14 protein-coding genes are annotated in these 12,449 nt (G+C 54.8%); 7 read left to right on the plus strand and 7 right to left on the minus strand.

Annotated features, from left to right (window positions below; genetic code table 11):
* Window positions 1-93: 93 nt before the first annotated feature.
* Complete coding sequence (locus tag BMX91_RS01470) at window positions 94-1,302, plus strand: nucleotidyltransferase (RefSeq protein WP_092049134.1); 1,209 nt, start codon at window positions 94-96, stop codon at window positions 1,300-1,302.
* A 3-nt stretch (window positions 1,303-1,305) separates the two neighbouring features.
* On the opposite strand, the gene BMX91_RS01475 is transcribed toward BMX91_RS01470, so the two are convergent.
* Window positions 1,306-2,358 (minus strand): SepM family pheromone-processing serine protease, encoded by a 1,053-nt coding sequence (locus tag BMX91_RS01475; RefSeq protein ID WP_092049137.1) that lies wholly within the window; start codon window positions 2,356-2,358, stop codon window positions 1,306-1,308.
* A 94-nt stretch (window positions 2,359-2,452) separates the two neighbouring features.
* Here BMX91_RS01475 and BMX91_RS01480 point away from each other — a divergent pair, with 94 nt between their 5' ends.
* A complete protein-coding gene (locus tag BMX91_RS01480) occupies window positions 2,453-3,340 on the plus strand; it encodes a hypothetical protein (protein WP_092049140.1) in 888 nt (295 codons plus the stop codon).
* 73 nt (window positions 3,341-3,413) lie between these two features.
* On the opposite strand, the gene coaD is transcribed toward BMX91_RS01480, so the two are convergent.
* Together coaD and rsmD are read right to left on the minus strand one after the other, a co-directional pair.
* Window positions 3,414-3,911, minus strand: coding sequence for a pantetheine-phosphate adenylyltransferase (coaD, locus tag BMX91_RS01485; RefSeq protein ID WP_092049142.1), 498 nt, complete (start codon window positions 3,909-3,911; stop codon window positions 3,414-3,416).
* A complete protein-coding gene (gene rsmD, locus BMX91_RS01490) occupies window positions 3,904-4,656 on the minus strand; it encodes a 16S rRNA (guanine(966)-N(2))-methyltransferase RsmD (RefSeq protein WP_322787435.1) in 753 nt (250 codons plus the stop codon). Before rsmD ends, coaD begins: the two co-directional genes overlap by 8 nt.
* Between rsmD and BMX91_RS01495 the strand changes: the two genes are divergently transcribed.
* Entirely contained in the window at window positions 4,553-4,936 is a 384-nt protein-coding gene (locus tag BMX91_RS01495) for a DUF7147 family protein (RefSeq protein ID WP_092049146.1), read from the plus strand. The two genes, rsmD and BMX91_RS01495, sit on opposite strands and share 104 nt — an antisense overlap.
* 1 nt (window position 4,937) lies before the next feature.
* Here BMX91_RS01495 and BMX91_RS01500 read toward each other — a convergent pair whose 3' ends face one another.
* A complete protein-coding gene (locus BMX91_RS01500) occupies window positions 4,938-5,210 on the minus strand; it encodes a YlbG family protein (RefSeq protein ID WP_092050700.1) in 273 nt (90 codons plus the stop codon).
* Window positions 5,211-5,338: 128 nt separating this feature from the next.
* Between BMX91_RS01500 and BMX91_RS01505 the strand changes: the two genes are divergently transcribed.
* Entirely contained in the window at window positions 5,339-6,277 is a 939-nt protein-coding gene (locus tag BMX91_RS01505) for a glycerophosphodiester phosphodiesterase (RefSeq protein WP_092049148.1), read from the plus strand.
* A gap of 509 nt (window positions 6,278-6,786) precedes the next feature.
* Here BMX91_RS01505 and BMX91_RS01510 read toward each other — a convergent pair.
* Entirely contained in the window at window positions 6,787-7,233 is a 447-nt protein-coding gene (locus tag BMX91_RS01510) for a YlbF family regulator (RefSeq protein ID WP_092050703.1), read from the minus strand.
* Between the two features lie 5 nt (window positions 7,234-7,238).
* Entirely contained in the window at window positions 7,239-8,771 is a 1,533-nt protein-coding gene (locus BMX91_RS01515) for a UDP-N-acetylmuramoyl-L-alanyl-D-glutamate--2,6-diaminopimelate ligase (RefSeq protein WP_177168221.1), read from the minus strand.
* Between the two features lie 114 nt (window positions 8,772-8,885).
* Between BMX91_RS01515 and BMX91_RS01520 the strand changes: the two genes are divergently transcribed.
* Window positions 8,886-9,614 carry an amino acid kinase family protein gene (locus BMX91_RS01520; RefSeq protein WP_092050706.1) on the plus strand — a complete coding sequence of 243 codons (729 nt, stop codon included), beginning with the start codon at window positions 8,886-8,888 and terminating at the stop codon, window positions 9,612-9,614.
* Window positions 9,615-9,620: 6 nt separating this feature from the next.
* Here the strand turns inward: BMX91_RS01520 and BMX91_RS01525 are convergent, their stop codons facing one another.
* Window positions 9,621-10,682 carry a CAP domain-containing protein gene (locus BMX91_RS01525; protein WP_092049152.1) on the minus strand — a complete coding sequence of 354 codons (1,062 nt, stop codon included), beginning with the start codon at window positions 10,680-10,682 and terminating at the stop codon, window positions 9,621-9,623.
* A 150-nt stretch (window positions 10,683-10,832) separates the two neighbouring features.
* On the opposite strand from BMX91_RS01525, the gene BMX91_RS01530 reads away from it, so the two are divergent.
* Complete coding sequence (locus BMX91_RS01530; RefSeq protein WP_092049154.1) at window positions 10,833-11,198, plus strand: YugN family protein; 366 nt, start codon at window positions 10,833-10,835, stop codon at window positions 11,196-11,198.
* Between the two features lie 130 nt (window positions 11,199-11,328).
* Window positions 11,329-12,387 carry a sporulation integral membrane protein YtvI gene (ytvI, locus tag BMX91_RS01535; RefSeq protein ID WP_092049156.1) on the plus strand — a complete coding sequence of 353 codons (1,059 nt, stop codon included), beginning with the start codon at window positions 11,329-11,331 and terminating at the stop codon, window positions 12,385-12,387.
* Window positions 12,388-12,449: the final 62 nt, after the last annotated feature.

A 12,449-nucleotide genomic window follows, 5' to 3' on the forward strand; every position in this document is an offset into this window, starting at 1 on the left:
TCTTGTCACCCGGGGATGCCCATGCGTCCTATATTTTTCATCCCGGCCACGCTATAATGTCGTTATTCCGATTGTATCAGAGGAGTGAGCAGGATGAAAGCCGCAGGCGTCGTCGTCGAATATAACCCGCTGCATAACGGGCATGTCCACCACCTGAAAGAAACCCGCCGCCTTACCGGAGCAGACGTTGTCATCGCGGTCATGAGCGGAAACTTCCTCCAAAGGGGGGAACCCGCCTTTATCGACAAATGGTCCCGCACGGAACTGGCCCTCCGCTCCGGTGCCGACATCGTGTTCGAACTCCCTTACCGTTTTGCGGTGGCACAGGCATCCGAATTTGCCGAAGGTGCCATCGGCATATTGGCCGCAGCCCGCTGCAGTGCATTCTGCTTCGGGTCGGAAGACGGGCGGATCGGGCCTTTCATGAACACCCTCCGTCTCCTGGAAGACCAGAAAGCGGTCTACGAGGCTGAAGTGCGCCGGCTTGTCAAAACAGGCATCAGCTACCCTTCCGCGCTGAGCCGGGCCTATCTTTCCGTAGCGGATGCAGAAAAACATCAAGACCCGCTTGCCGACCTAACGAAACCGAACAATATCCTCGGCTTTCACTATATGAAAGCTGCCAGATCTTCTGGCACCGGCATGACCGCGTTCACGGTCGGCCGGACGGGAACCGGCTATCATGAGCTTGGGGCTGATCCCGACAGCGGCATCATGAGCGCCACCGCGATCCGGGGAGCCGTACGGGAGGCGGGAATCACCGATGAAGTCTTGCGTGCTGTCCCTGATCATACTGTCCGCGTCCTGAACGGTTTCCGGGAAGAATATGGCCAGTTCGGCGGATGGGACCGGTTCTGGCCGATTCTCCGCACAATCATCATCCGTGACGGGGCACTGCGGCTGGGGAACATCGCAGAAATGACCGAAGGACTGGAGCACAGGATTGTCAGGGCCGCACTGGCTGCCCCGACTTTCACAGGATTCATGGAAGCGGTCAAGACAAAACGCTACACATGGACCCGGATCCAGAGAATACTCACACATGTTCTTTGCGGGATGGACAGCAACGAATTCAGCCTTTTCCGCGAACCAAGGTACCTCCGGCTTCTCGGAATAACGCAAGCCGGGCGCTCGTATCTGAACCTTTATAAGGATGACTTCGGGCTCCCGCTGGTTTCAAGGGCCGCATCATCCGACGACCCGATGCTGGCGACGGATATCCGGGCATCGGATCTGTACGCGCTTGGTACGGGTGAAAAGCCAGGGAAAGATTTCCGGACACCGCCCATTATGACCGGCTGATCGTCATTCCGCTTTTACGTCCAGCGTCTCCAGATAGTCTAAGGCATCATCAATGGTCTTTACCGGCACGATTTTCATATCCGTGCCGATTTTTTCTGCCGTCTCGGCGGCTGTGTCGTAATTGGACCGGATATCAGGCACCCGTTCCCGCATCTCTTCACTAATCTCGTCATCGGGCGCGAAAAAGATTTCAATCCCTTCCCGGTCGGCTGCCATCACCTTGAAGTCGACTCCGCCGATCCTGCCGACCGTTCCGTCTTCACTCATCTCGCCTGTCCCGGCCACCCGATACCCTTTTGTCAGGTCTTTTTCCATCAGCTGGTTCATGATCTCGAGTGTGAACATAAGTCCGGCTGATGGCCCCCCGATTTCCTCCGTATCGATTTCAACCGCAGGTTCGGTTTCGATGATGCGCTTGGCCGTGAAACTTACACCCAGCCCTTTCCTTCCCCCGGTACCCGGAATTGTGCCGGGGGTTATTTCTTTTTCGGTTTCTGCTTCTTCCCTGATAACGGCCAGTTGCACCGCTTCGTCTTCAGGCACTGATGCTACAGCAGCCGCGAACGCATCCTCAGAGTCGACGGATGCTTCCCCGACAGAGGTGATCAGGTCTCCCGCTTCCAATATACCGTCGGCAGCGCTGCCTTCCACCACATCCAGAACAAGGACACCCTCGGTCTCCAGGCTGACTGTCTTGCCTGCCCGGCTATAGGCCACAAAGACCGCATTGATCTGCGAATCCTCCATCAGCTGCTTCTGGCGCAGGTTATACTCCTTCTCGCTTTCTCCATCCCTCCGTACCTGTCCGGCCTTCATGATTTTACGGCTGTCCATGAACCCGGCAACGGCATAGGTCAGCGGGGTCGCCTTGGAGAGGGCGATGGTCATCAGGCTTAAGTTTCCATCATCGTCTTTGTCACCGCCCTGAACGTCAACAAGCGGGGCAAGCTCATATGCGCCTCCCGGCTTTTGGATGTACATGTCCAGCGGCAACAGCGCCGCTGCCGCGAAAACCAGCAGTACTGCCGTTAGCGCAATCCTCTTTACATTGTTCAAAACCGATCCCTCCAAAATAGCCCCGTACCTGCCGGCATATACATAGTTTAGCACCGGCGATGGGCGCATTCAAAACGAGGGAGTCGATATTTCTATGTATACTGTCATTATCTGGTGCCTCATCGCACTGTTTCTCCTTCAGCCCGGCCTTGCGCGGGAAGGGGCAATGTTCGGCATCGAACTGTTTACCGAAGCGCTACTCCCCTATCTGCTTCCTTATCTGATCCTGACACAGTGGCTGCTGCGGCTGCCCGGGAAGGAACCGAAGGGAAGGACGGGGACCTACTGGAAAACTTACCTGCTGGGAGCTTTCGGCGGGTTTCCGGTCGGTGCGGTCTCCGTATCCCATCAGGTTAAAGACGGCCGGCTAACGAAGCGTGAAGGAGCGCTGCTGATCGCAATCTGCCACGCCCCCAGTTCGATGCTGCTGATCGGCTACGTCGGGAACGAACTGTTCGGCAGCGCATCTGTCGGCTGGCTGCTCATGGCGGTCATCCATGGGCTTAATCTCGTCTTCCTGCTGATCCTGACCTTACGCGCAGCACTTGTCAGGGAGCGGCATCCTGTTTCTTCGGACAGCCCAAAAAGGAGGGCGGGCTCGCCCCTTACCGAGAGCCTGAAGGAGAGTTCCCAGACAATCGTGCTTGTAGCTACTACCGTTGTCTTCTTTTCGGCCGTCGGGACTGTGGCCGCCGATCTGCTGGCCAGGCTGAGCCCGCTCGACATGAACACCGCCGGGATGGCTGTGTTCCCGTTGTTTGAAATGACTGCCGGTCTCCAGACTGCCCATGATCTGTTTGCCGGCATGAATCTTCATGCCGCACTGACCGCTCTGATTCTATCGATGAACGGGCTGAGCATCCATCTCCAGGTCGCGGTCATTGCACGGGGTGCAGGAATTTCCATGAGATGGTATGCTGCTGCCCGCCTTGCGCATATGCTGATCGTCCCGCCCGTATTCATGCTGCTGTTGTTGCTTTGAACAGGCCCCGGACAAAAAAATGCCCGGGACAGCCTCTGTGGCTCTGCCGGGCACTTTCATTTGTCGGAAACGGTCATTGCCGGATTTCCTTGATGTTGTATTTCTCCCTCAGTGCCTGTTCGACAACCGGCGGGACAAGGTCTGCAGTGTCGGCTCCGTACTTTGCCACTTCCTTGACGATGCTTGAACTGAGAAACGAATACTGGTTGTTTGTCATCATGAAAAAGGTCTCGATTTCTTCCTCGAGCACCTTGTTCATCGAGGTGATCTGCATCTCATACTCAAAGTCCGAGACCGCCCGCAGACCCCGGACGATTGCAGTTGCGCCGACTCCTTTGGCATAGTCGACGAGCAGTCCGGAATACGACTCTACTTTCACATTGGCGATATCAGCCGTCGCCTCCCTGATAAGTCCGATCCGCTCATCCACTGTGAACAGCGGATTTTTGGATGAGTTGTTCAGTACGCAAACCCGGATTTCGCCAAAGACGCGAGATGCACGCCTTATGATATCCAAATGGCCGTTTGTCACCGGATCGAAACTTCCCGGCACTACCCCCATTTTACCCATTTGTCTCCCCCTCGCCGGCAGCATTCCGGTAGATCGTGATTACGGTGCCGCCATATACAGATTCTTTCTCTTTGATGGATTCCCCGAAGCTGTCCGGCAGAGATACCGAGCGGTCATGCTCGCAGACGATGATGCCATCGCGGGCAATGAGTCCTGCTTCCGCGAGCTCCCCGGCCAGCTTATAATATGTATCCCGCGCATATGGCGGATCCAGGAAGAGCAGGTCGAACGGCTCCCCTTTGGCTATAATCCGGCGGACAGCCTGCCGGGCATCCGAGCGGATTAGCTCCACCCGGTCATCATATCGGCATTTCGCCACGTTCTCAAGGATGGCCGCCTGTGCGCGGCGGTCTTTCTCGATCAGCACCGCCCGGTCCATCCCCCGGCTGAGCGCCTCGAGTGCAAGCCCTCCGCTGCCCCCGAACAAATCCAGTACGCGGCCCCCGTCAAAATACGGTCCGATCATATTGAATACGGATTCCTTGACCTTGTCGGATGTCGGCCGGGTATCTGTACCGGATGCAGATTTAAGCTGCAGCCCCCTCCGTTCACCGGATATGACCCTCATCTTTTCACCTTCCTGTTTTACGCTTTTCCCCGCTCTGCCGTATGATAGGATAAGCAGAGAAAGGAGGACCCGTATGAATACACAACGATTTATCGAACTGGGCGAAGGGCTCGGTGACATCTTTGAACTTTGTGAGCTGATCCGCACTAATACCGGACGCCTGCACCGCGCCTTCATCTTCACGACCGGCGACGGCGGCGTCCTTTCTCCGGCCGCCGCCTTTGACCCGGCTGGTGAAGGCAACTACATGCCCATCTACATCTGCCGCGAAGGCATCCGGGGAGGCGGCGGGGAAAGCGCCCGCATCACCCGTTTCCGTGAAGCCGCTGCCGCTGCCGGCGCAACTCCTGTCACCGTTGAAGTGCGCCGTTCGACTGACTTCTCCGACCGCGACCAATACTACCGGCATATCACCGGTATTCTTCGGCTCAACCACCTGATTCCGCCACTCGGCTGATTCAGAGGCCGCCCTTGTAATCATACTCCTTTGCCTTATCGGGTTTGGCATTCTCGAATTCCGTTTTGATGAACGGCTTCATCGAGAGCTGTACCGACCTGACGTACTGGAGTTTTTCAAGTTTTTGGGCCGTTGCATCTGCATCGTCAAGATCACAGTACAATACGGCATACTTCATCCGCTTGGAAATATACTGGACATGCCCGTATTTCCTGAGCGCCTTCACCTGTTTCAGATGATGAAGGTGGACGACGATCCCGCGCCGCTCAATCATGATCATCCCTACTTTCCTAACATACAGAATACCACACGCCTGAAAAACGGGGCAACCGGCCGGATGCTGACATTGAAATCGGTTTCTTTTATACTGGAGATAGTTTTTTGGAAACAGGGAGGGTCAGCATGACAAAGAAAAGAAAAGTGGCCATGACGGTTGCGGCGGCAGGTGCCGCTGCATGGGCCGGTTCGAAATTCTTATCAAAGCCTGAAGGCCGGTCACCCGTTCCTGCGCTGGACTATGACGTACCGATCATCCTCGCCCACCGCGGAGGCGCCGGCCTGGCACCCGAAAACACGATGGCCGCTTTTGAACATGCCGCTGAACTCGGGGTCCACGGATTTGAAATAGATGTCCGCCTTACAAAAGATGAGGAAGTGATCGTTTTCCACGATGAGACCCTCGGAAGGACATCCGACCTGGACGGCCATCCGGGCGACTATGTGCTGTCGGAACTTGAAGAAGCCGACCTCGGCTACCATCATGCAGGCGAAGACGGTACGTATCCTTTCAGGGGAAAGGCAGGCGGTGCCGTCCCGCTCCGGAAACTCCTGGAGGCCTTTCCGCATATGTTGGTCAACATCGACATGAAAGATGCGCCGGATACATATGAAGGCGGGCTTCTTCCGTCGAAACTCTGGCGTGTCATCGAAGAAGCGGATGCGCGGCACAGGGTGGTCGTCACCAGTTTCCATGACAGCCAGATCGACCGGTTCAATCTGTATGCCAGAAACCAGATTGCATTGGGTGCCGGAGAGCAGGAAGTGCGCCGTGCCTATCTGGCATTTGCGAGCGGTTTCGGCCACCTCTATCAGCCGAAGGCGGATGTTTTCCAGATTCCGGTCCGGTCGGGAATGTTCCCGCTCGACCTGCCGCCTTTTATCCGTTTTCTCGGGCGGCTCAATATCCCGGTCCATTACTGGACGATCAACGACCGTTCCACAATGGAACGGCTGATTGCAGCCGGCGCCAAAGGAATCATCACGGACCGTCCGGATCTTGCAGCGGGACTTGCAGGCGGACCGGAAGAAGAACCCGGGGGCTCGACTGACGGCTTGGGGTAAATCCTGGATCATCATATTCCTGAAAAAAGGAGATGCCGAAAGCTCTCCTTTTTTATTGGACAGTAAATAATAATTAAGTAGAAAGTCAGTTTTAAGATAAAGTGCTGTTGATTTCCGTTACGGGCGGAGGCTTTCCGCGGGGAAGGCATCGAGCCTTCTGCGAAGTCTCTCCGCACTTCCTTTTTCCGCAGGAGTCTCCGCCCTTCACTCCAATCAACAATTCAATAAACATTGAATGGATTGAAGCGTAGGGCTCGAGACTCCTCGAAAATGCTTTTCCTTCGTGCGAGGCGAATTCGGGGAAGCTTCCCTGTCCTGCGGGAAAAGCGTTAGCCGAAGACCCCGCAGAGCACAGCTCGAGGAGGCTAAGGCAACGCCCGCGGTAAGAGAGGGCCCGCAGCGGAAATCCGGAGGATTTTAGGGAAAAGAAAAACCGCAGACAAAGGAGCCATACACTCACTTTGTCTGCAGTCCAAGGAGATGCCCGCAGGTATCTCCTTTTTCTGTATTCAAGCACTGCAGGAGCAGCCGCCGCCCGTTCCGCAGCTGCCGCCGCAAGCTGAGGCGGTCTCAAAGAACGGATTGCTCACAGGAACCTTGACCGATTCGGAAACGGTTTTCCCGATCAGCAGGCTCACTTCGTCCAGAAGGTCCTGCAGGTCATTCTCGGCCACTTTGAGCGCGGCCACCTTGTCATTCAGGTCGAGATCGCGCTTTTTCACACGGACTTCCTTCATGACGGTGCTGTAGTCGGGGTGATAGCGGCCGAACCGCTGGACCTCTTCATACTGCTCCTTCAGTCTTGCAAAATCAGCGATCTCCTGCACAAGGCCGGGATCGGAATAAACTCTATGATGGGCAAGCCGGTAAGTCTCCGCCTCTTCGGAAGAGACGATCATCCGGCTGAGCAGTTCGGACTCTTCGATGACACGGAGCCATTCGTCGGTCATCATCATGGTCATCACTCCATTCCACCCCCATCATACCAGAATCTGTCGCTCATTTGTACTCTGTCATCCTGATCCGTCCTGTCCCGAAACGCTTCCCTTTCCCCGAGAAAACGGAGCGCCGTCCTGAAGTCGGAAAATGGCCGGGTGGAAGAGCCGGATATCTGGATTGCCTCATGTCCCTTCCCTGCAATCAGAACAATATCACCCGGTTCGGCTTCGTTGATAGCGCCGCAGATCGCCTTTTCCCGGTCGGCCTCCTCCCTTATTGCGGCAGAAGAGTTCTTTGTGCCTTCCAAGATATCCGCAATGATCTTATGCGGGTCCTCGCTTCTCGGGTTATCCGATGTCACCCATACAGAACCGGAGTACTCCCCGGCCACCCTGCCCATCTCGGGGCGCTTTTCCCTGTCCCGGTCTCCCCCGCATCCAAATACTGTGATCATTCTGCCCGCGCATACGGAGGATAATGCCCCGAGAACCGCTTCAAGCGCATCCGGCGTGTGGGCATAGTCGACAAATACGCGGATGCCGTCTCCCGCAGCTTCCTGCATCCGTCCCTCGGGCAGTGTTAGGCAGGAGGCATGCCTGCACAAGTCATCCAAAACGAATCCAGCGGAACATAGCGCAGCAAATGCGGCACCGGCGTTTTGACGGTTGTGCCTGCCTTCCACCGGTGCCGGGATCTCAACCCTACTCCCGCCTTTCCTGACTGTCCAAAATCCTGATTTTTCCTCGAGAATGCATATATGCCCTTCACCGCCGGACTTCTCTCCGAACGTCATCAAAGGCTGCATGCCTTCCGAGGCACCGCGGACCAGCGGATCATCCGAATTGATGATGACCTGGCCGGCCAGCCCGCACAGTCTGCCTTTTGCCCGGATATAAGATTCTTCTCCGCCATGTTCCGCGTGATGATCCCTTCCGATATTAAGGAAGATGCCATAATCGATGCTGCAATGGTCGAGACGCTTGCCTGATAGTCCCAGAGAGGAGGCTTCCATGGCTACATGAGTAACCCCTTCATCCACACAATGCCTGAGCACTTTGTGAAGGGTTGCCGGCGGCAGGGTCGTCATCGGCGGAATCTTTAGCGGGGCTTTTTTTCCGTCGATCCAAACGCCGAGTGTGCCAATCACCGCGGCACGGACCCCGCACGCTTTCAGCATCTGACCGATAAAACGCGTGGTCGTTGTTTTCCCGTTGGTTCCGGTAACTGCAAAAATCGTCAGTTCTCTCGACGGATGACGATAGAATGCCGAGCAGGCATAGGCCAGAAAATCAGCGGCATCCGGCACCGAAATGGCTGTCACGCCCTGAGGAAGTGCAGGCGTGCGGACCCTGTCAGTGACAATTGCAGCAGCCCCGTTCCGTAAAGCTTCAGGAATATGATCCAGCCCGTTTTCCTTGCGGCCAACTCTTGCCACAAACACCGATCCGGGGATGACCTCGGAAGAATGATCCGTCACGCCACTGATTATTGCCCGGAGGTCCCCGCCCTTTGCCGTGCACGGCCAGTTTTTCAGCAGCTCGCATAATTCGATCATGCCTGACCCCTTCCCGAACATTTTTGTTCCGAGCGAATACATTATGTTGGAGTACCCTCCATCGTATGTAGGACGGTGGTTGAATGACACGAGGAAAGATGGTGGCGTAGTTCGATGATCATCCAGAAATTCGGCGGAATCGCCATGAGGGACAGCTGCACAAGAAAAGCATGCATCCGTCATATCAGAAGGGCGATCAGGGAAAATGGCAAGGTCGTCATTGTCGTCTCCGCCATGGGGAGGGCCGGGGATCCCTACTCCACGGACAGCCTGCTTTCCATCAGCGGCGCTCTCGGGATTTCGCCGCATGCGCAGGACGTCGCAGCAGGTTGCGGAGAGCTTCTTGCTTCGGCGATTATGTCCGCGGAGCTTGAGAAGGAAGGCATTGAAAACGAGCTGATCTATGGAAGCCGATCAGGAATCCTCACAGAAGGCCCTTTCGGCAGTGCTGACTTGAAAATGGAATTGGATCCGTTCTACCGCATTTGGGGAGAACGCAATGTCGCCGTCGTTCCCGGCTTTCAGGGAACCGGTCTCGACGGTCGTATCCGGACAACCGGAAGGGGCGGCAGTGACCTGACTGCAGTCGTGCTCGGGGATATGCTCGGAGCGGAACTTGTCGAGTTTTTCAAAGATGTACCAGGTGTCCTTGAAACAGACCCTGCAGTAAACCCGGATGCGAAAAAGTTTGAATCGCTCACTTATGCGGAACTGCTCCCCCTTCTCGGGACTGAACGTCCCGTCATCCAGAAAAAAGCGGCACTGTATGCCGCGAAGGCATCCGTGCCGCTTCATATCCGCAACTTCGCCGATGAACTTCCGGGTACATTTGTTTCCGGATAATCGGCATCACTCAGATGAGCCGGCCGGTTCCTTCCGGTTCAGGAAAAGATGCGAATAGACCTTATTGGATACACCAGCTCCCTGCCGGTTGTATTTGCGATTGTAGATGAGGTCGCGGTGTTCCGGTGAATTAATCCACCCGTGAACGGTCTCTGCAGCATCCAAGTAATCGGCTGCCATATTTTCACCCGCCTCGCTGTAATCGATGCCAGCAAGCTTAAGCTGATCGGACAACGGGCCGTTACCTTCTTCGGAGCGGCTGCCCCTCGACGCATCCACGGCGCGTTCACGGGCGATTCCCGAGGCGCTGCCATCCTCCTGCAGCGGAGGAAGTCCGTCACGTTGCCTAAACACATTGGTCAGTTCCATAACCTGCTGCTCGGCCGCCCGGTCCGCTGCAATCTGCACCGCGGATGACAGCGGCTCCGGCGCGATCAGACGCCCTTCGTATGTCATCTCGTAGGGCTGATGCAGGACAAGCACCCGGGGGGACAGAAAACGCACCGCCATGACTTCCCCTTTTTCCCGATCGGCATAGACCTGGGCGAAGATTCCGTCATATGCGACAAGCAGCCGTTCCTCCAGATCATCGCCGTTCATGGAGAACAGATAGCGGTCAGTTCCAATTTCAATGCTGACCTCAGGCTCGATAATCGTATATCGGAAAATGTCCTCTACAGGTTCCCCGATGCTGTACGGACTCACATCGAGTTCCCGGCCTGCTGCATAGATCTGATTGACATTACCGTCATGGACGCCTGCCATCATATACGTTTCCGGCTTATTGCTGTATACCCACCATTCATAGCCATACATGGACGGCTCGATCCTGTCGGGGGGACCGAAACGTTCTGTCAGATTCCCTGTCGGCTCCCCCACCAGAACAGAAATTCCGGTGTCCGGCCGGCTTACCGATTCTTTCCCGGGAGAAGGCGCCCCTTCTCCCGGCATGGCTGTATTCGGCACAGGCGAGATCAGCGGATCATTTTCCTTTGTGCCCTGCGTCGTAAACAGGATGACGACCGTTATTGCGGCGAGGACCAGCAAAAGCCTTAATGCGAATTTCAATCAAAAAACCCCTTGGTCTCTGTATATTGGGACCATTATAACAGTGCGGCGACTTTGGACACAATGTTGTCATTGCAACTGTTTTCCCGTTGTTCTATCATAGATGGGTATACGATGGAGACAGACTGCACCAAAGGAGGCGTACAGAACATGTATTTTGAAAACACAGGCATCGAAGGCGTTGCCGCCGATCTTCAACTACTTGATGACATTATGAACAAGCACGGCCTCATCCGTGCCGAACAGTGGGACTATGAGCGGGTGAGCTATGATAAAAAGATCGTCATTAAGGAAGGCACTTACTATCTCCGCATCTTCGGGTTCACAAACGACGGTGATGTCGGCGCACGCGATGCCATCATTAACCTGAAAAAGCCGGTGATCGGCAAGCACTACTACCCTCACGGTGTCGAATACGGAGAAGATGAACACTTCCCCGATTATCTTCTCGAAAGCTGCACGCAAACACTGCTCGCACTTAAAGAAGATCTGAAACCGCACGAACTGCAGGCCTGACCGGCCGGCCCCGCCAAGAAAGCGGGGCTTTTTTTGATGGATCTCTGAAAAGGCCCCCATTTCATTGCTATTCAAACATCTTTTTGTTGTCTATAATAAAAGTACTAACATTCTGGGAGAGACCTCATTCATGGGAAAATGGCTGAACCGCCGTACCGTCACAATCTTCTTTCTCGCAATCATCACTTTACTGATTGCCTTCTTCATCCTGCCGATTTCTCTGCCGCTCATTTTCGCGCTGATCACGGCTATTCTTCTCGAGCCGCTCGTCAGAATGACGATGAACCGTTTTAAGTGGAAGAGGAAAACAACCGTCATATCAGTATTTATCTTCTTTCTCCTGCTGCTGGCCCTATTGTTCTACTTTACCGTGACCCAACTTGTCGGCAGGCTGATTAACTTCACAAAATCCGCGCCTGATACATTCAATGCCATCGCCGGAGCCTGGATCGATATGCAGGACAAAATGTTCAACTATACGGAAGGCATGCCGCTTGAAGTGGTGGAGTCCATCCAGAATGGCATGAACCAGCTGATCGAATCGGCACGGGATTTTCTTCTTGCCTTCGTTAACTATGATGTGATCACCGGCCTCCTCACCGGCATCCCGAACTTCCTGGTCAGCCTCCTGTTCTATGCGATCGCCCTGTTCCTGTTCATGCTCGATTTGCCGGGTCTAAAGAAAAATGTTTTCAACGTGCTGACGGAAGAAACTTCGCGGAAAGTGAAGCTGATGACAGACCGCCTCAACCGGACCGTTTTCGGATTTATCAAGGCGCAATTTCTCGTGAGCCTGATTATCCTGGCGGCTACGTTTGTAGGGCTGCTGATCATCAAGCCGGAGTATGCCATCCTGATGTCGATCATTATCTGGATTGTTGATCTGATCCCGATTCTCGGTTCGATCATCATCCTTGCGCCATGGTCCATTTACCAGTTTGCCATCGGTGACGCTGCCGAGGGAACAAAACTCGCCATCCTTGCTCTCATCCTTCTAGTCATCCGGCGTACAATCGAGCCGAAAGTAATGGGCGAACAGATCGGGCTCTCCCCTCTCGCCACTCTGATTTCCATGTTCATTGGCTTGAAACTTTTCGGTTTTCTTGGGCTGTTCATCGGGCCGCTGTTCGTCATTCTCATGACTACAGCCCGCGATGCCGGCATCATCAAAATGGAATTCAAAATTTGACTCATGAAAAAAGGCCATGTGGAATGAGAATAGAAAAAAGCCATCACCCTTCAAAAAGGTGA

Origin of the sequence: Bhargavaea ginsengi (genome assembly GCF_900109165.1) — a bacterium.
In the GTDB taxonomy this organism is placed as follows: Bacteria; Bacillota; Bacilli; order Bacillales_A; family Planococcaceae; genus Bhargavaea; species Bhargavaea ginsengi.